This window comes from Streptomyces sp. NPDC008139, from assembly GCF_042957025.1.
In the GTDB taxonomy this organism is placed as follows: Bacteria; Actinomycetota; Actinomycetes; order Streptomycetales; family Streptomycetaceae; genus Actinacidiphila.
In genome coordinates, this window is the sequence record NZ_JBIBHM010000001.1 from 527,547 (window position 1) to 546,989 (window position 19,443).

General features: G+C 72.9%; 11 protein-coding genes. 5 read left to right on the top strand and 6 right to left on the bottom strand.

Going from position 1 to position 19,443, the window contains the following annotated elements; translation table 11 throughout:
* Positions 1-136: 136 nt before the first annotated feature.
* Together ACFZBB_RS02285 and ACFZBB_RS02290 are read right to left on the bottom strand one after the other, a co-directional pair.
* Positions 137-3,475, bottom strand: coding sequence for a S8 family serine peptidase (locus ACFZBB_RS02285; RefSeq protein WP_391116917.1), 3,339 nt, complete (start codon positions 3,473-3,475; stop codon positions 137-139).
* Between the two features lie 202 nt (positions 3,476-3,677).
* Positions 3,678-4,838: a hypothetical protein gene (locus ACFZBB_RS02290; protein ID WP_391116919.1), complete on the bottom strand. Its 1,161-nt coding sequence runs from the start codon at positions 4,836-4,838 to the stop codon at positions 3,678-3,680.
* Between the two features lie 314 nt (positions 4,839-5,152).
* Here ACFZBB_RS02290 and ACFZBB_RS02295 point away from each other — a divergent pair, with 314 nt between their 5' ends.
* Together ACFZBB_RS02295 and pepN are read left to right on the top strand one after the other, a co-directional pair.
* A complete protein-coding gene (locus ACFZBB_RS02295) occupies positions 5,153-5,452 on the top strand; it encodes a hypothetical protein (RefSeq protein ID WP_391116921.1) in 300 nt (99 codons plus the stop codon).
* Between the two features lie 418 nt (positions 5,453-5,870).
* Complete coding sequence (gene pepN, locus ACFZBB_RS02300; RefSeq protein WP_391116923.1) at positions 5,871-8,441, top strand: aminopeptidase N; 2,571 nt, start codon at positions 5,871-5,873, stop codon at positions 8,439-8,441.
* 439 nt (positions 8,442-8,880) lie between these two features.
* Here pepN and ACFZBB_RS02305 read toward each other — a convergent pair whose 3' ends face one another.
* Positions 8,881-10,197: an MFS transporter gene (locus ACFZBB_RS02305; RefSeq protein WP_391116925.1), complete on the bottom strand. Its 1,317-nt coding sequence runs from the start codon at positions 10,195-10,197 to the stop codon at positions 8,881-8,883.
* A gap of 131 nt (positions 10,198-10,328) precedes the next feature.
* On the opposite strand from ACFZBB_RS02305, the gene ACFZBB_RS02310 reads away from it, so the two are divergent.
* A complete protein-coding gene (locus ACFZBB_RS02310; protein ID WP_391116927.1) occupies positions 10,329-10,844 on the top strand; it encodes a MarR family transcriptional regulator in 516 nt (171 codons plus the stop codon).
* 142 nt (positions 10,845-10,986) lie between these two features.
* Here ACFZBB_RS02310 and ACFZBB_RS02315 read toward each other — a convergent pair whose 3' ends face one another.
* Positions 10,987-11,238 (bottom strand): hypothetical protein, encoded by a 252-nt coding sequence (locus ACFZBB_RS02315; RefSeq protein ID WP_391116929.1) that lies wholly within the window; start codon positions 11,236-11,238, stop codon positions 10,987-10,989.
* Positions 11,239-11,286: 48 nt separating this feature from the next.
* Complete coding sequence (malQ, locus tag ACFZBB_RS02320; protein WP_391116931.1) at positions 11,287-13,524, bottom strand: 4-alpha-glucanotransferase; 2,238 nt, start codon at positions 13,522-13,524, stop codon at positions 11,287-11,289.
* A 383-nt stretch (positions 13,525-13,907) separates the two neighbouring features.
* On the opposite strand from malQ, the gene ACFZBB_RS02325 reads away from it, so the two are divergent.
* Positions 13,908-17,411: a beta-N-acetylglucosaminidase domain-containing protein gene (locus ACFZBB_RS02325; RefSeq protein WP_391116933.1), complete on the top strand. Its 3,504-nt coding sequence runs from the start codon at positions 13,908-13,910 to the stop codon at positions 17,409-17,411.
* Between the two features lie 136 nt (positions 17,412-17,547).
* Here ACFZBB_RS02325 and ACFZBB_RS02330 read toward each other — a convergent pair whose 3' ends face one another.
* On the bottom strand, positions 17,548-18,084 hold the full coding sequence (locus ACFZBB_RS02330) for an HNH endonuclease (RefSeq protein WP_075016193.1): 537 nt from the start codon (positions 18,082-18,084) through the stop codon (positions 17,548-17,550).
* Between the two features lie 232 nt (positions 18,085-18,316).
* Between ACFZBB_RS02330 and ACFZBB_RS02335 the strand changes: the two genes are divergently transcribed.
* Positions 18,317-19,384: a mechanosensitive ion channel domain-containing protein gene (locus ACFZBB_RS02335; protein WP_391116935.1), complete on the top strand. Its 1,068-nt coding sequence runs from the start codon at positions 18,317-18,319 to the stop codon at positions 19,382-19,384.
* The last annotated feature ends 59 nt before the right edge of the window (positions 19,385-19,443 follow it).

Sequence of the window (19,443 nt, forward strand, 5' to 3'; positions counted from 1 at the left end):
TCCCCCCCCGGACTGGGTTTGTTCCCCGGGGGCCGCGCCGGCGGCCGGGGCGGCCGTCCGGACGCCGGCCCCCGTTTCCCCCCCCCCCGGGGGGGGGGGGGGCCGCCCCCCCCCCACCCCCCGAAGGACAACTCCGTTACGGCGTCGTCTTCGTGATGATCACGCTGCCCTTGCCCGCGACCGAGCCGCGCGCGTTGAGCAGTTGCACCTCGCCGAAGAACTTGCGTCCCTCGGGCGCCGCGGCCGAGGCCAGGAGCGAGGCCGAGACCTTGGCGGAGGCGCCGTGCGGCAGGTTGACCGTGGTGGTGTCGTCCACCGTGACCGTACCGAGGGCGGCGGAGAAGTAGACGTCCTCGTAGTCGTAGGTGGTCGTCCCGGCCGGTACGGCGTAGGCGTCCACCTCGAAGGTGTAGGTGCCCGCGGGCGGGTTGGCCAGGCTGACCCGCTCGTCGGAGCCGCCGCTGGCGGACTGCGCGACGAGCACCCCGTCCCGGTAGACGTACAGGTCGAGGTCGGCGGCCGTGTCGGACGTCGCCCCGATCGACACGTCGAGCCGGGAGGCGCCGGGGCCGAGCGTCAAGGTGGTGGTCTGCGTGTCACCGTCGGCGATCGTCGGCTTGGCGGTGAACGCCGAGCCGAGCGGGCCGCCCTTGAGCTTGCCCTGGATCGGGGCGAAGCCGTTGGTGACCGTCCAGTCGACCGGGGTCGGCGTGCCGACCTTGGCCTCGGGAACCGTCTTGACCGCCGGGTCGAAGGCCACGCCGAGCAGCGTCACCGACAGGTTGTACGGGTTGTCGAGCTGCGGCGAGGTGCGGCGCGCCTCGACCGCGATCTCCCACACGCCCGGCATCGGGTTGGCGTAGGAGCGCACGTCCGGGCGGCACTTGTTGTTGGGGTTGTCGTAGTTCGGGTAGCAGTCGATGGTCTGGGTCGAGTCGAGCGGCACACCGTACGGGTGCATCGTCAGGAACCGTGTCTGGCTGCCGGTCTTGAGCCCGTCCATGGCGACCTCCAGCGAGGTCGCGCCCGCCGGGACCGTCACGAAGTACGACCTCGTGGTGTCGCGCTCGATGCTGCCGGAGCGGGTCAGCGTGTACGACGGGCCCGCGACCGGAGTGGAGACGAGCACCGCGGCCGACATCTGCGAGTCGATGCCGCGGGTCAGCGGGTCGTCGATGTTCAGCAACGCGCTGTGCGCGCCCACCGACTTCGGCTTCGCGGTGACCTTCACGGTGACCGGCTTGTTCAGCGGCAGCAGCACCAGCGGGCTGGCCACCTTGAACGTGCCGTCGTTGTGCGCCCAGGTGAGCGTGTGCAGTTGGGCGTAGACCGGACCGCTGGTGCGGGTCACGGTGACGTCGTAGGTACGCGACTGCCCGGCCTGGAGGCCGCCTTCACGGTCGTACACGCCGGTGCCGAAGCCCGGGGTGACGAGGTAGTCCTTCAGCACCGTGTTGACCGGCGCCTTGACCGTGTACGTGTTGGTCTTGCCGCCCTGCTTGAGCAGGTTCCAGGCCGGGCCGACGGCGATGAGACCGGCGCCCTGGTCGATGGTCTGCGTGCCGGGGATCGACTTGGCGGTGCTGGTCAGCGCGGTACGGAGCTGCGCGGGGCTGACCGTCAGGTGCTTGGCCTTGGCCGCGGACAGCAGCAGCGCGGAGGCTCCGGCGGCCTGCGGGGACGCCATCGAGGTGCCCTGGAGCATCGCGTAGCCGGGCGGCAGGGTGTAGCCCGCCTCCTTCACCGGCCCGCCCGGCTCCCAGGTCGGGATGGTGTTGATGGACGCGCCGGGCGCGGTGATGACCGGGGCGAGGCCGCCGTCCTCACGCGGGCCGCGCGAGGAGAAGGGCATCATCGAGTACGGAACGGTCATCTGCGAGCCGTAGTTGGCCGCCCAGGTCTCCTTGGAGATGGACGCGCCGACGCTGAGCACGTGGTCCGCGAGGCCGGGGTCGCCGATGGTGTTGACGCCGGGGCCGTCGTTGCCCGCGGAGATCACGAGCTGTATGCCGTAGGTGTCGATCAGCTCCTTGTAGAGCTGGTCGCGGGCGCTGGCACCGTCGTTGAGGGCGCCGAGACCGCCGATGGACATGTTGACCACGTCCACGTGCCGGTTGACGACCAGGTCGATCATGCCCTCGGTGAGCGCGATGCTGGTGCAGCCGCCGCTCCAGGTGCAGGCGCGCGAGGAGACGATCTTCGCGCCGGGCGCCGCGCCGTTCATCTTGCCGCCGAACAGGCTGTTGGCGGAGGTGATGCCCGCCACGTGCGTGCCGTGCTCGGACTCCACGAGGCCGATGTTCACGAAGTCCGCGGTCTTGCCGACCCAGGTCCCGCCGTAGGGGTCCATGGGCACGTTCTTGCGGATCTCGATGGTGAACGGGATCGACTCGGAGATCGGCGTCGCCGGGTTGTCGGTGCCGAAGTGGCCGATCTGGAAACCGTCCTTGTACGGCTTCATCGCGGTGTCGTCCGTGAAGTCGCCGTTGTCGTTCAGGTCCACGCGGACCGTACCGGCGGCCGGGTCGTACAGCACGCCCCACTTGTCGGTGGTGTCGCCGTCGCGGTTCAGGTCGCCGTTCATGTCGCCGCCGATGGTGGCGGATTCGGCGAACGTGCTGAAGTAGTAGTTCCCCGCGGGCGCCTTCCAGGTGCGTCCCGAGGAGGTGAAGCTCGGGCCGGAGACCGCGGTCACCATCGGGCGCCAGGTGGCGTCGCCGTCGAGGATCGGGTCGGTCGCGGTGATCCAGTCGACGATCTTGCGCTCACCGGTGGTGGTCTTCTGGAGCGCCGGGTGGCCGATGTCCACACCCGAGTCCAGGATGCCGATGGTCACGCCCCGGCCGTCGTACTTCGGGTTGTCCTTGACGAAGTCGACCGCGCCGGTCTCGAACGCCGGCTGGTACGGGTTCTTGGCCGGGGTGTCCTTGCCGGGACCGGGGTACGTCGTGGCCGACGCCTTCCCGTTCTTGGCCGCCGCCGCGGTGGTGTCCGCCGCCGGGGTCGGGTCGTCGAGCTTGATCTCCTGCTTGAGGTCGATCGCGATGACCGAGGACAGCTTCTGCGCCGCCGCGATGGCCTGGTCCGCCTTGCCGGTCGGCACGGTGGCCCGCACATAGCCGATCTTGTCGTACCGCAGACCCACGCTGGCGCCCTGCGCGTCCAGCTTGTCGGCGACCTGGCCGGTGCTGCCGGGCTTGGTGGCGACCATGAAGGTGACGTTCTTGTCGCCGTCCGCCTTGGCCTTGGCCAGCAGCGAGGCGTCCGCGGACCCGAGCTTGTCCGCGGCTCCGCCCTTGTCGGCGGCGCCCTTGTCCGGCGAGCCGGGGCCGGGCGCGGGGGTGGAGGAGGGCGACGAGGCGGGCGCGTCCGCGATCGCGAGCGCGGGCCCGGCGGCCGACAGCGCGGCAACCAGACCCGCGGCCAGCGCGATACGGGCCGCGCGTCTCTTGCCGGGAATGTGAGCGAGTGGCATGGGCATCCCTGTTCGGACCGAGGTGGTCTGTTCGGAAAACGGAGCCGGTCGATCGCTCACATTGCTGGAATTGACTCCCCTTTGGGGAGTGTTGACCGTCCAATGGTCTGGGCGTGACGTGTTTCCGCCAACCGCCATCAGGACGAATACGGTACGGGTCGGGGTAAATCGCCGGGACCCCGCTTCCTCGTGTGACGGGGGGTCACCTCGGGGTGACCACCACATACGCGGCGGGTGTCCGGTCGGCGGACGCCATCAGCGCGGTCCTGACGATCGACGCCTGCTGCTCGGCGGAGTCCCTCAGTTTGGCCGGCGTGAGGTGGATGACAGTGATGCCCAGCGCCTCCAGACGCTCCCGCTCGCGGGCGTAGCGCGACCACACGGCGTCGTCCTCGGCGTTCTCGAAACCGTGCTCGAAGGCCCGGTCGAAGAGCTGGTCGAAGGCGCCGCCGGGACCGTACGTGCCACCCGGTCCGTACGCGCCGCCGTCCCCGTACGCGTCCGTCGCGTATACGTCGTCGTGGCCGTCCTCCCCCGCCGCCGTGCCCGGCCGTACGGTGCGCGCGTCGATCTCCACCGCCACCGCGTGCTCCGGCCAGTACGCGTCGACTCCGCCCAGCGGCGGGCCGCCCGGCAGCCGCAGGTCGACGTTCCACACCGGGTCGGGCAGCGCGTGGCAGCGCACCATCGCGATCAGCCGGTCCTCGGCGACCGACCGGCCCTCGGCGAGCAGCGCGTCCAGCGCCGCCGCCACCTGCGGCCGGTCCAGCAGCCGAGCGCGCTCCAGCTCCTCCAGTACGGCGCCCGCGTCGCAGTGCCCGCCGCGCACCGCCTCGGTCAGCAGCCGCCGCACCGTCTCGGCGTCGTCCAGCTCCGCGACCGCGTCGGCCAGGGCGCGCGGCACCGGCGCGCACGGCAGTCCGGTGACCTCCTGCGGGCGGGGCAGCGCGTTGGTCCTGCGGATCGCCACGTCGCCCGCGTCGCGCAGCCTGCGCTGCCGCGGCACCAGGACGTCGATCCGGGGCAGCCCCGGCAGCGGCGGCACCGAAGAGAAGCGGTGCAGGGCGAGGGCGGCCAGCCCGGTCACCATCGCCTCCCGGCCGCCGCCGAGCGGGCCGTGCGCTCCCGGATCGCGGCCCGCGTACAGCAGCGCCGCCTCCAGGCGCTCCGCGCTGTTCGGGGGCCCGGAGTGCAGCAGGTACACCTGCGGCAGCACCTGCTGCCACGGCCCTCCCGGGCGGCACCGCTCGGCGATCACGCCCGGCGTCACGCCGCGCTTCCTGAGCTGACGGACCGTCAAGACGCTGTGGCCGGTGCGGAGGTGGTCGACGGCGCGGTGTGTGTGGGGGTTCTCGATGCTCATGCGGTGGTCGTTCCCGCCGCCGACCCCGTCACTAACCGCTGTTACACGCCCGTCGACAAACCCGGACAAGCCTGGGCTAAAGTCCACGTGTTCGGATGCCGAGCTTACCTTTTCACCTATTCGGGTGACCCCCTCCGGGGGCCTGGGTGGGGGCCCGGGCCCCTGCGCCACCCGGCCTTCCGGCGGGGTGGGTGGGCTCGGGCGCGGCGGTGGGGGCCAAGGGCTGCTGGGGGCGGGGGGCGTTGGTGATCGTTGGCAGGGTCGGGTGGAATGGGGGGTGTTGATCACTCTCATGCGATGGGCAAGGAGCTGGCGTGGCCCGATGGATGGTCCTGATAAGTCCGGTCGGCGGTTCGCCTCACGGGCCCTATCGGGTTGACACCCTCACCGAGTTCGAAGCCAGCCATGAGGAGGCGCCGGGCGTCTTCCTCAACCTGGTGAACACCTTCGACCGCGACGTCCGCAAACCCCGGCGCAGGCAGGCGTTCAAGTGCTCCGAGCGGACGTACGTTCTCCGCGTCGAGGGCTACATGAAGCAATTCGAGTACCGCTTCGAGCTCGCCGAACTCGTAGCCGACACCGCCGCCCCCCACCTCCCCGACACCATCCAGTAGCCCACCCCCGTCCCAGCCACCGCAGCGGAGAGACGACCGCCGACGGGCTTCACCCCCCCACTATCTCCCTCCCCCGGCCACCCCCACCGGACCGCCGGACGCCGACGTGCCTACGCCCACCCACCCCCCGGCCACCCCCACCGGACAGGCGGACGCCGACGTACCGGGAGGGGACGGGCCGGGGTGCCCCCGCAGAAATGCGGTGACAGGAACGGTGCCGCATACACGGGAGCAGGCAGCCGCATTTCGAGGAGGTGCCCCGGACCGGCACCGACCAGGCACAAGCGGCACCCGCAGACGAAAAAACACCCGCACGGGTGGGCGGGCGGGAAAAGACAAAGCCCTGGCGGCGAGCCGTGGAACGGAAACGTGCCGTGCGAGGATGGGCGTCTCATCTGACGAGAAGGAGTGGGCCACCGTGCCTGGTACGAACCTCACGCGTGAGGAGGCGCAGGAGCGTGCGCGCCTGCTCACCGTGGACGCTTATGACATCGAGCTGGACCTGCGCGGCGCCCAGGAGGGCGGCACCTTCCGGTCGGTGACCACCGTACGTTTCGAGGCCGCCGAGGCGGGAGCGGAAACGTTCATCGACCTGGTCGCGCCCCTCGTGCACGAGGTGGTGCTCAACGGCGAGCCCCTGGACGCGGCAGCCGCGTTCAAGGACTCGCGGATCGCGCTGCCCGGCCTGCGCTCCGGCGAGAACGAGCTGCGGGTCGTCGCGGACTGCGCGTACACCAACACCGGTGAGGGCCTGCACCGGTTCGTCGACCCGGTCGACAAGCAAGCATATTTGTACACGCAGTTCGAAGTACCGGACGCCCGCCGCGTCTTCGCCAGCTTCGAGCAGCCGGATCTGAAGGCGAGCTTCGCCTTCACGGTCCAGGCCCCGGCCGGCTGGACCGTGATCTCGAACTCCCCGACGCCCGAGCCCCCGGCGGACGGCGTGTGGGTGTTCGCGCCGACCCCGCGCATCTCGTCGTACATCACGGCCCTGATCGTCGGCCCGTACGCGTCGGTGCACAGCAGTTGGGAGGGGAACGGCCGCAGCGTGCCGCTGGGCATCTACTGCCGTCCCTCGCTGGCGGAGTACCTGGACGCCGAGGCGATCTTCGAGGTCACCCGGCAGGGCTTCGACTGGTTCGAGGAGAAGTTCGCGTACGCGTACCCCTTCCCGAAGTACGACCAGCTCTTCGTGCCGGAGTTCAACGCGGGCGCGATGGAGAACGCGGGCGCGGTGACGATCCGCGACCAGTACGTGTTCCGGTCGAAGGTCACGGACGCCGCGTACGAGACGCGGGCCGAGACGATCCTGCACGAGCTGGCGCACATGTGGTTCGGCGACCTGGTCACCATGGAGTGGTGGAACGACCTGTGGCTGAACGAGTCGTTCGCCACGTACACCTCGATCGCCTGCCAGGCGTACGCGCCGGGCTCGAAGTGGCCGCACTCGTGGACGAGTTTCGCCAACTCGATGAAGACGTGGGCCTACCGGCAGGACCAACTGCCGTCCACGCACCCGATCATGGCGGAGATCAACGACCTGGACGACGTGCTGGTCAACTTCGACGGCATCACGTACGCCAAGGGCGCCTCGGTGCTGAAGCAGCTCGTCGCCTACGTGGGCGAGGACGAGTTCTTCGCGGGCGTGCAGGCGTACTTCAAGCGGCACGCGTGGGGCAACACGCGGCTGGCGGATCTGCTGGGCGCGCTGGAGGAGACCTCGGGGCGCGACCTGAAGACCTGGTCGAAGGCGTGGCTGGAGACGGCGGGCATCAATGTGCTGCGGCCGGAGGTGACGGTGGCCGAGGACGGTACGGTCGCCTCGCTCGCGGTACGGCAGGAGGCCCCCGCGCTGCCCGTCGGCGCGAAGGGCGAGGCCGTGCTGCGCCCGCACCGGATCGCGGTCGGCGCGTACGACCTGGTGGACGGCAAGCTGGTACGGACCCAGCGCGTCGAGCTGGACGTCGAGGGCGAGTCGACACAGGTGCCGTTCCCCGCGGGGACGCCGCGCCCGGCCGTCATCCTGCTCAACGACGACGACCTGTCGTACGCGAAGGTGCGGCTGGACGAGCAGTCGCTGGCCGTGGTCCGCGACCACGTCGGGGACTTCACGGAGTCGCTGCCGCGCGCGCTGGTGTGGGCGTCGGCCTGGGACATGACGCGGGACGGCGAACTGGCCGCCCGTGACTACCTGGAGCTGGTGTTGCAGGGCATCGGCAAGGAGACCGACATCGGTGTGGTGCAGTCGCTGCACCGCCAGGTGAAGCTGGCGCTCGACCTGTACGCCGACCCGGCCTGGCGCGACACCGGCCTGGCCCGGTGGACCGAGGCGGCGCTGGAGCACCTGCGGACGGCGGCGCCGGGCAGTGACCACCAGCTCGCCTGGGCACGCGCGTTCACCCTCGCGGCCCGTACCGACGCCCAACTGGACGTAGTGGCCGGGCTGTTGGACGGCACGGTGACGTACGAGGGACTGGCCGTCGACACGGATCTGCGGTGGGCGCTGCTGTCCCGGCTCGCGGCGACCGGCCGCGCGGACGAGCAGGCGATCGACGCGGAGCTGGCGCTCGACCCGACCTCGGCGGGCGAGCAGCACGCCGCGGCGGTACGGGCGGCGCGGCCGAGCGCCGACGTCAAGGCGGCGGTCTGGGCCTCTGTCGTGGAGGACGACAAGCTGCCGAACGCCGTGCAGGAGGCGGTGATCGGCGGCTTCGTGCAGACCGACCAGCGCGAGCTGCTGGCGCCGTACACCGAGCGGTACTTCGCGACGGTGAAGGACGTGTGGGACTCGCGCAGCCACGAGATGGCCCAGCAGATCGTGGTCGGCCTCTACCCGGCCCTCCAGGTCTCGCAGGCCACTCTGGACGCCACCGACGCCTGGCTGGCGTCGGCCGACCCGGCCCCGGCCTTGCGCCGCCTGGTCGTGGAGTCCCGCTCCAGCGTGGAGCGTTCGCTGCGCGCCCAGGCCGCCGACGCCGCCGCCGGCTGACCGCCCGGCCCTCTCGCCACCGGGGCCCCGGACCGCCTTCGCGGTCCGGGGCCCCGGTGCGGTTCTTCCGCCAGGGCGGCGAGCCGATCTTTCAGGGGCACGAGGCTGCGTTCGATGTGCGCATGCCGGTGCGTAGGCGCGCTGTCCGCACGGCGTGTGCCCCGTCCGGGGCGCTGGGGGGCACCTCCCGGCCGAAGGTTGGGGGAGGAACTGCGCGGCCAGCCGCCGCGCTCCCGCAGGTCACCACCCGCCCCGGCGGGGCAGTTCGGTCGTCCCCGGACCACCCGCCGGTGGGGGCTTGTCGCGCAGTTCCCCGCGCCCCTAAAAACCGGGCCCCGCGCAAGGTGAACCCGCAGGGGCCGCGCACCGAAAACCAGGCCCTGCGCAAAGCAGCCGACCGGGGCCGTGCCCTCGAAAGCCGGGCCCTGCGTCGGTGCGGCTAGGCCGCGAGGGCCGGAGTCGGGGTGGGCACCGGGCAAGGAGGCACCGGGAGGGGGGCGAGGCGGACCGCTGCGGCGGGAAGGTGGGGCTCGAGGCGGAGGAGAAGGGCGGCGGCGCAGAGCGCCGTGAGGGTGAGCACGGCCCAGGGAAGGCGGGAGTCGGCGGCGAAGAGGGCCGTGAAGAGGGAAGGGGCGAGGGTCGCGGCCAGGGACCAGGAGAGCTGGTAGGTGGCCATGTAGCGCCCGCGCAGAGCCTCGGGGGCGGCGGCGACGGCGAGCGCGCTGGAGGACGGGTTGTGCACCAGTTCGGCGACCGTGTAGAGCGCCACCAGTGCGAACACCCCGCCGGCGACGGCCCATCCGGCCTGCGGCCGTGCGGCGCCGAACACCCCGAGCCCCACGAAGGCGGCGGCGAAGATCACCGCGCCGAGCGCGGCGGACCGGGTGCGGCGGGCGCCGCGCCCGCGGACGCGCCCGGCGACGTGGACGCCGCCGACGGCGCACAGCACGGTGTTGACGGTGAAGGCCGCGCCGGTCAGCGACTGCGGGCCGTTCAGGGTGCCCGCGATGAAGAGCGGGAAGAGCACGGCGAGGGCCGAATAGCCCAGCGCGGTGAGGAAGTTGGCGGCGGTGAGGCCGAGGAAGGCCCGGTCGGCGAGGACGAGCCGGTAACCGGCGGCGGGCCGCTCGGCCGTCGCGGAACCGTCCGGCACCCGCGAGGCGCTGATACTCCGTATCAGCAGGGCGGCGACGCCGAAGCTCAGCGCGTTGAGCCAGGCGGCAGCGGTGAAGCCGCGGTCACCGGCGACGGTGATGACCAGCGAGGCGAGCAGCGCCCCGGCGCCGAGCCCGGCGTTGCGCAGGGCGCGGGCGGCGGCCTGGAGGCGGTCGCGGTCGACGCCGCTCGCGACCTCGCCGATGTACGCCTGCTGGACGGCGGGGAAGGCGCGGTCGCCGAAAGCGGTGCCGAGGGCCACGACGGCGAAGGCGGGCAGCGAGGTCGCGAAGGGATAGAGCGCGAATCCGGTGCCGCGCACCCCGTAGAGGAGGAGTTGGACGCGGCGGGCGCCGTAGCGGTCGACGGCGGTCCCGGCGAGCGGCAGGGCGCCCATGCCGATGAGTCCGACGACGGTCAGGACGGCGCCGACCACGGCGAAGGAGAGCCCGGTGATGTGGTGGAAGAAGACCAGGCTGAAGGGGATGTACATCCCGGAGCCGACCGAGTCGACGCCCATCGCCCCGAGCAGGGCCCGCTCCCCCGGAATCCGGGCGACGGCGGGTCGTGCGGTGGTGGCTCGCGTACGCAGCAGCGACATCGTGAAGCTCCCCGATCCCGGTTCCGAACGAAGGCCGACCGGTCAGGTCGACAGAATATAGCTTAGCGCTAAGCTACTTACTTGTAAGCTACTTTCTTGCCGTCGAGCGACCCCGCCCCGATACTGAGGCCATGGCTCAGGAACCCCTCGACGTCGTCGACGCCATCACCGGTCAGTGGAGGTCCGAGCGCCCGGACCTCGACACGCTCCCGATGGCCGTCTTCGGCCGGATCTACCGGATCGCACGCCTGATGGGCGACCGGATGGAGAAGGAGTACCAGCGGTACGGCATCGGCCGCGGCGAGTTCGACGTGCTGGCGACGCTGCGCCGGGCCGGCGAGCCGTACACCCTCTCGCCCCGGCAGCTCTCGGCCGCCCTGATGCTCACCACCGGCGGGATGACCGGCCGGCTGGACAAGCTGGAGCGGGCCGGCCTGCTGGACCGCGTGCCCGATCCGGACGACCGGCGCGGCCTGCGCGTCTCCCTCACCGAGAAGGGACTGCGGGTGATCGACCAGGCGGTCGGCGCCGGGCTCGCCCTCCAGAAGGCGACGCTCGACGCCGTCGAACCGGCGCAGGCGGAACAGCTCGCCGACCTGCTGCGCCTGCTACTGGCCGCGTCGGCGGAACCGGGCGCCCGGCGCTGAGACCCGTCACGCGCAGACCCGTCACCAGCAGACCCGTCACGCGCCCGCGCGCCCGACGCCGCGCGGGCAGCACAAAGCCCCCTGGCGCGCCGGGAAGTCCGGCGCCGAGGGGGCGAAGGGGCCCGAGGGCCGAGTGCCGCGGCTACTGCTTCGGGTGCTCCTGCTCCTTGCGGGTCTTGTCGGTCACCATGACCAGACCCGCGATGACCCCGAACAGGACGAGCGGGGCGAGCACGAACAGGCTGAGCGTCTCGATGACGCTCAGGCCGGAACCCGGGTCGTCGCCGTCGTCGCGGGCGAACGCGAACGCCGGGGTCGACATGAGCAGCATGAGCGTCGTACCGGCGGTGATGACTCCGGCGCGCACGGCCTTCTTGGTGAGCTTCTTGTCCACGCCCTCAATGTAGTGAAGCCCCTCACGGGCCGCGCGCCCGGGGTGTCCTTACGGGTGTTCCGGGCCTTCCGGGTGTTCCGCCGCCCCGGCCCCGGCCACGACGGCCGGCCCGCTCCCGGCCACGACGGCCGCCCCGGTCCCGGCCACGACGGCCGCCCCGGTCCCGGCCCCGGCGGGCGCCGCGCTCCCGGCCGCCGCCGGGGCCGCCTTGCCCCCCGCCTCCGCCATCGCCTGCCTTACGTCGTCCACGAGCGCGTACAGCCGCGGCGAGACGGCGATCCGGTCCAGGGTGAGCGGGGTGCCGTCGGCGTCGGCGACGGGCAGCCGCCAGTTCGGGTACTGGTCCCAGGTGCCGGGCAGATTCTGCGGGCGGCGGTCGCCGACCGTGTCCGGCAGCCAGATGCCGACCATGCTCGCGGGCGTACGCGCCAGGAAGCGGTGAACGGCCTTCACCACCGCCTCCTCGTCGACCGCGCCCTCCGGCAGCAGCCCGAGCCGGCCGAGCAGCGCCAGCCACTCCGCGACCTCGGCGGCGTCGGCCGCCTCCTCCTCCGCGAGCGGGCGGGTCAGCAGCCCGAGCCGGTGCCGCAGCTCGACGTGTTCGCCGGTGAGCCGGGCCGCCGTGCTCGGCAGGTCGTGGGTGGTGACGGTCGCCAGGCACGACTCGCGCCATGCCTCGGGCGGCAGCGGACGGCCGTCGCCGCCCTCGGGCCCGGTCCCCTCGTAATCGCGTTCGAACCACATCACCGACGTGCCGAGGATGCCGCGGCCCGCCAACTCCTCGCGTACGCCGGGCTCGACGGTGCCCAGGTCCTCGCCGATCACCACCGCGCCCGCGCGGTGCGCCTCCAGGGCCAGCAGGCCGAGCATCGCCTCCGCGTCGTAGCGGACGTAGGCGCCCTCGGTCGGCGGGCGGCCCTCCGGCACCCACCAGAGCCGGAACAGCCCCATGACGTGGTCGATCCGCAGGCCGCCCGCGTGCCGCAGCATCCGCGCGATGAGGTCGCGGTACGGCGCGTAGCCGGTCGCGGCCAGCGCGTCCGGGCGCCAGGGCGGCAGACCCCAGTCCTGGCCGCGGGAGTTGAAGGCGTCGGGCGGCGCGCCCACCGACATGCCCGTGGCCAGGACGTGCTGCATGGACCAGGCGTCGGAACCGGCGGGGTGCACGCCCACGGCGAGGTCGTGCACGACGCCGATGGTCATGCCCGCGTCCCGCGCGGACCGCTGCGCGGCGCCGAGTTGGGCGTCGGTCAGCCAGCTCAGCCAGCAGTGGAAGTCGACCCGGTCCATGTGCTCGCTGCGGGCCCGCGCGACCTGCGGCGAGCGCGGGTCGCGCAGCCCCGCGGGCCACTTGTGCCAGTCGGCGCCGTGCAGTTCGGCCAGGGTGGACCAGGTGGCGTGGTCGTCGAGGGCCTGGCCCTGCTCGGCGAGGAAGTCGACGTAGGCGGCGCGGCGGCCGGGGCTCAGCGGCACCCCGCGCAGCAGCTCCAGGGCCTCGGCCTTCAGCGCCCAGACCGCGTCCCGGTCGATCAGCGCGTCCTTGAGCAGCACGGTGTCGCGCAGCGCGGCGGCCCTGCGGGACAGCGCGTCGGCCGTCTCCCTGGCCTCGCCGGACAGGTACGCGTACTCCGGCACCTCCTCGATCCGCAAGTACACCGGGTCGGGGAAGCGGCGGGAGGACGGCCGGTACGGGGAGGGGTCGGTGGGCGGGCCCGGGACGGCCGCGTGCAGCGGGTTGATCTGGACGAATCCGGCGCCCAGTGTCCGCCCCGACCAGGCGGCGAGATCGGCGAGGTCGCCGAGGTCGCCCATGCCCCAGGAGCGCTGCGAGAGCGTGGAGTAGAGCTGCGCCATGAAGCCGAAGGCGCGTCCCGTCGGGCCCGCCAGCCGCTCGGGCGCCACGATCAGGTCGCCTCTGGAGGTACGTCCGTCGGCGGTGGCCGCGCGCAGCGCGTACCGCCCCGGCGGGGGCGTCACGGCGGGGTCCAGCGCCTCGCCCGTCTCGGTCTCGACGGTGAGCCGGGTGTCCTCGGGCAGTGCGCGCAGCGCCTGCGCGAGTGTGCCGCGGCCCGATCTGAGCACCGTGCACGGCGGGAGCAGCCGGTTGGCCCGGCGCGTCTCGTACGCCGTGAGGGCGGACTTGACCGCGCTGGGCGTCGAGGCGTCCACGCCGAGCGCCGCGAGGACGGCGACCACCGTCTCCTCCGGCACCGGGACCTCCCGCCCGGGTGCCGGCCGGTACGTCACGTCCACGCCATAGAGCCCGGCAAGCCGCACCCGGTCCATCGGGCCTCCGCATTCGTCAGTCAATGGGTTGATCGGTCGGTCACGCGTCCTCGCTCGCACAGGTTTGTCCCGGGAGCCGCACTGACCCCTACCCCGACGCCGCGGGCTGTACCCGGAGGCGCGCCGCGCCTCTCGTTCGGGGGGAGTTCCGGAAGACGGCCCGCGGCCCGTCCGCGACTCGCCGGAAGTCCCGCCCGTGGCCCTCCCGCCCCTTGCACGCGGCGGAAGGCGGCGGAAGGCGACGGAAGGCGGCGGCGAGGCGACCGGGAGGCGGACGGAATCCGGCGGGAAAGCGGAGGAAACTCCAGCCACATTGACACCGCACCGCGAGGGGTGATGGGCTCGGCGTCCGTCGTCGGTGCAGCACTCCGCAAGGAGGAACCGTGCAGGCCCTCCGGAGGAGTTCCGCCGCAGCCATCGCGGCCACGTTCATCGGCGGCTGGCTGGCCCAGTCGCCCGCCGCGACCGCCGCTCCCGCGCCGCCGAGCACACCGCCCGCCGGGACCAGGACGGACACCGCGGCCTCCCCGCGGCCCCCGGCGGTGTGGCCGCGCCCTCAGAGTCTGCGCGCGCAGGGGCAGTTCGCGCGCGTGACGAGGACGGTGACGCTGGTCGCGGGCACGGACGCCGACCCGTACGCGCTCGATGTGATCGAGGACGCGCTGCGCGGCGCGGGCGCCCAGGAGATCCGCAGGTCGGACACGCCGGGGTCCGGGCTGACCGTCTACGCGGGCGACGCGGCGCAGCCCCGGCTGACCGCGCTCAAGGCCCCCGAGCAGGACGACTTGGCGTCCGGCGGCTACCGGCTCGCGGTGGACGGCGGCACCGTGGCGCTGGCCGGAGCGGGCGAGGACGGCCTGTTCCACGCGGCGCAGACACTGCGTCAGCTCGTCACCAGCGACAGCGGCGGCGAGCGCGGCTTCGCGGGCGTGGTCGTACGCGACTGGCCGACGGCGGCGGTGCGCGGGGTGACCGAGGGGTACTACGGCGTGCCGTGGACGCAGTACCAGCGGCTGTCGCAGCTCGACTTCCTGGCCAGGACCAAGCAGAACCGCTATCTGTACGCGCCGGGCGACGACCCGTACCGGCAGGCGCAGTGGCGCGATCCTTACCCGGCGGGCCAGCGCGCGGACTTCAGGGCGCTGGCGGAGCGGGCGACCCGGGACCATGTGACGCTGGCGTGGGCGGTGGCCCCGGGCCAGGCGATGTGCTTCTCGTCGAAGTCCGACCAGCGGGCCCTGGAGCGGAAGCTGGACGCGATGTGGGCGCTGGGCGTGCGGGCGTTCCAGTTGCAGTTCCAGGACGTGAGCTACAGCGAGTGGCACTGCGGCGCGGACGCGCGGGAGTTCGGCTCGGGGCCCGACGCTGCGGCGCGCGCCCAGGCGAAGGTCGCCAACGTGGTGGCCGCGTATCTGGCGCGGCGCTACGGCAGCGCCGATCTGTCGCTGCTGCCCACGGAGTACTACCAGGACGGCACGACCCCGTACCGCACGGCGCTGGCGAAGGCGCTGAGCCCGGACGTGACGGTCGCCTGGACCGGTGTCGGGGTGCTGCCCGCGCGGATCACCGGCACCCAAGTGGCGGACGCGGCTGCCGCGTTGAAGCATCCGCTGGTGACGGTGGACAACTACCCGGTGAACGACTTCGCGCCGGGCAGGCTCTTCCTCGGCCCGTACACCGGCCGTCAGCCCGCGGTGGCGACGGTCTCGGCGGGGGTGCTGGCGAGCGCGATGCAGCAGCCCGCCGCGTCCCGCATCCCGCTGTTCACGGCGGCGGACTTCGCCTGGAATCCGCGCGCTTACGACCCGGCGGCCTCCTGGCAGGCGGCGATCGACGACCTGGCGGGGCCGGATCAGGCGGCCCGCGCGGCGCTGCGCGCGCTGGCGGGGAACGAGGCGTCGTCGGCGCTCGGCGGCGACGAGTCGGCGTATCTGCGCCCGCTGACCAAGGAGTTCTGGGCCGCGCTGGACTCCGGCGACCGCGCCCGGCTGACGACGGCGGCGGCCCGGCTGCGGTCGGCCTTCACCGTGATGAGCGGCGCGCCGCACGCCCTGCACGGGCTCGCCGACGGCACCTTCGGCGCCGAGGTGCGGCCGTGGCTGGACCGGCTGTCGGCGTACGGGACGGCGGGCGGGCACGCGGTCGACATGCTGGTGGCGCAGGCGGCGGGCGACGGCGCGGCGGCCTGGAAGGCCCGGCAGTCGCTGGACCGCGGCCGGGCGGCGCTGACGCAGGGCACGGCGAAGGTCGGCGAGGACGTGCTCGACGGCTTCCTGTCGCGGGCGGTCGACGACGGCGACGCCTGGTCGGGGCTGCGCGCGGACGGCAGGACCGCGACGGCCACGCTCGCCTCGGGACGCGGCACCGACCCGTCGGCGATGGTGGACGGCAAGAATTCCACGGCGTGGTCGAGCAACGCTCCCCCGCAGCCCGACGACTCCTTCGGGGTCGATCTCGGGACGGCCAAGCAGGTCGGCTCGGTGCGGATCGCGATGGGCGACGGCAGCGGTTCCGACGACTTCCTGCACGACGCGGTCCTCGAACTGTCCGCGGACGACGGCACCGGCTGGCACCGGGTCGGCGAGTACCACGACCAGGCGGTGATCTCGGCGACGCTCCCCGCGGGCACCCGCGCCCGCCAGGTGCGGCTGCGCGCGAGCGACGGGCAGTCGGGGGCGGTGACGGTGCGGGAGTTCACCGTGTCGGTGAGCGGCGAGGTGGCCCCGACAGCCAGCGGTCCCGACGACGCGTCGGCCGTGGTGGACGGCGACCTCTCCACCTCGACCGCCGCGGATTCCGACGCCGGTCCGCTGACGGTGGACTTCGGCGGCGCGCGGCTGCTGGACAGCGTGACGATCGCCGCGTCCGGTACGCGTACGGGGTCGGGCGCCCCCGCCGCCGCGATCGATCCGGCGCCGGGGCCGATGGCGGGTTCCCCCTTCGGCCCGCATCCGATCGCCGTACGGGACACGGGCCCGCCCACCCGCACGGCCACCGGCCAGGTGACCAAGGCGCTCGCGGCCGTGGAGGTGCACACTCCAGGCGGCGGCTGGCAGCGGATCGGAAGCCTGACCGGGGACTGGACGGAGCTGCCCGCGGGGGTCGTCGCCGACGCGGTGCGGCTGTCGGACGGGGCCGGGGTGCACGAGGTGGTGCCGTGGTTCGCCGGGGCGCCGCGCGTCACGTTCGACCAGCCGGAGGTGGACGCCGAGATCGGCGGCTCCGCCGTCCCGGTGACGGCGTCGGTGGCCTCGGGGCTGCCGCGCGACGAGAAGGCGGCGGTCTCGGTGGCCGCGCCGAAGGGCGGGGCGACGGCGACCGCGCCCGCGTCGGTCCCGGTGCGGCGCGGCGCGGCGGCCGCGGTGCCGCTGAGCGTGTCGGTGCCCGCGGGGACGGCGCCCGGCACGTACAGCCTGCCGGTGCGGATCACCGTGGCGGGCCGCACCGTGGAGCGGCGGATCACCGTACGGGCGCGGGTGCGGACCGCGGGGCCCGATCTGCTGCGCGGTGGCGCGGCAACGTCCTCGGGTGACGAGACCCCGGACTTCCCGGCGTCCGCGGTGGCCGACGGCGACCCGGAGACCCGCTGGTCCTCGCCGGTGGACGACCACGCCTGGGTGCAGGTGGAGCTGGCGGCCCCGGCGCGGGTCGGCAGGGTCGTCCTGCACTGGCAGGACGCGTACGCGGCCGGATATCAGGTGCGGACCTCCGCCGATGGAGTGACCTGGCACACGGCGGCCACGGTGACCGACGGCGGCGGCGGGACCGAGACGGTGTGGCTCGACGCGCAGGACGGCACCCGGTACGTGCGGGTGCAGGGCGAGCGCCGGGCGACCAAATTCGGCTACTCGCTGTTCGGCGTCGAGGCGTACGCGGTGGCGGACTGATCGCGGTGACGGAGTGACACGGAGTGACCCATGTCGGTCACTCCGTGTCACCCCCGGCCCGTCACGGACCGCCCGCGCCGCGCCGGACGTGCTCCCGGTTGCCGTACAGCGCCCGAGACGCACGAAAGCCCGGATCTCAGGCTGATATGCCGTCGATCCGGGCCAGGGCGTCATCCGCGCCGAACGGTTGCAGGTATGGCAACCAGCGCGGGTCCCTATGTCCGGTCCCGATGATCCGCCAGGCGAGCCCGGACGGCGGGGCGGGTTGATGGCGCAGCCGCCAGCCGAGTTCCGCCACATGGCGGTCGGCCTTCACGTGATTGCAGCGTCTGCACGCGGCCACCACGTTCTCCCAGGCGTGCTGGCCGCCCCGGCTGCGCGGAATGACGTGGTCGACGCTGGTGGCGGCGGCTCCGCAATACGCGCACTTGCCGCCGTCGCGGGCGAACAGCGCCCTACGGGTCAGCGGCACGGTGCCCCGAAAGGGGACTCGCACGAATTTGGTGAGCTTCACGACACTGGGCGCGGGCAGCGCCTGTGTCTCACTGTGCAGATAGGCGCCGGATTCCTCGAGGCAGACGGCCTTGTTGTTGAGCACGAGGACAAGCGCACGGCGGAGCGGTACGACGCCGAGCGGCTCGTACGACGCGTTCAGGACCAGGACATGCGGCACGGATGCCTCCTTTAACGCCGGCGGCGCGTGGCTCGCGCCGGGACGATCTGGCCTAAGTCTCTCCGGAAGGCGGCCCATGGCGCCACCATGCCCGGGTAACGGACCGAGGGTGTTTTGCAGCACACCTGTGTTCATCCCCACGATCGTGGCCTGCCCCTCCTCCCGCACGGCAACAAGACGGCATCGGTCGTCCCGTTAGTGTGGAGGCTTGTTTCCCACCGGAGGTTCCGCAGTGCCCACCGCGACGTCCACCGCCGCCGCCGTACCGTCCCGCCTGTTGCCGCTCGCCGCCGGAGACCGTGATTCGTCGGTCTACCGGGCCAGCGGCTGGATACAGGAGAACTGGGCGAGCTGGCTGAGCGCGGGGCTGCGCATTCTGTTGATCGTCGCCATCGCGATCGTGCTGCGCTCGGTGGTGCGGCGGACGATCAGCAGACTCATCGACCGGATGAACCGGGGCGCGGAGGCCGCGGCCTCCACCGCGCTGGGCGGCCTGCTGGTCAACGCGGAGCGGCGCAAGCAGCGCAGCGAGGCGATCGGCTCGGTGCTGCGCAGTGTGGCGTCCTTCCTGATCCTGGGCACGGCCGCGCTGACCGTGCTGTCGGTGCTCAAGATCAATCTGGCGCCGCTGCTGGCCAGCGCCGGGGTCGCCGGGGTCGCGATCGGCTTCGGGGCGCGCAATCTGGTGACGGACTTCCTGTCCGGCGTCTTCATGATCCTGGAGGACCAGTACGGCGTCGGGGACGTGATCGACGCGGGGGTGGCCAGCGGCACCGTCATAGAGGTGGGCCTGCGGGTCACCAAGCTGCGCGGTGACAACGGCGAGATCTGGTACGTGCGCAACGGCGAGGTCAAGCGGATCGGCAACCTCAGCCAGGGCTGGGCGACGGCCGTGGTGGACGTGCAGGTCGGCGCGGGCGAGGACCTGGAGCGGGCGCGCCAGGTGATCGCGGCCACCGGCGAGGACATGGGCAAGGAGGACCCCTGGGACGAGATGCTCTGGGAGCCCGTACGGGTCCTCGGCCTGGAGTCGGTCGGGACGGACTTCGTGGTGATCCAGACGCACGCCAAGACGATGCCGGGGCGGGCCACCGATGTCGCCCGTGAGCTGCGCTGGCGGATCAAGCGGGCGTTCGACGAGGCGGGCATCGTGATCTCCGGCGGTACGCCGACGGTGGAGGTCACCGAGGCGACGGTGCCCGAGGGCGCGTCGGAGGTGGCCGAGATGCGGCGGCAGACCGCCGTCGAGGACGCGCGCCCCGCGGCGCCTGTGCCGCCGCCCGCCTCCGGCGAGCGCTGACCCGCGGCACCTGTCGCTTTGCCGAAGCCCCTGGCACCCTGATGGTGCCGGGGGCTTCG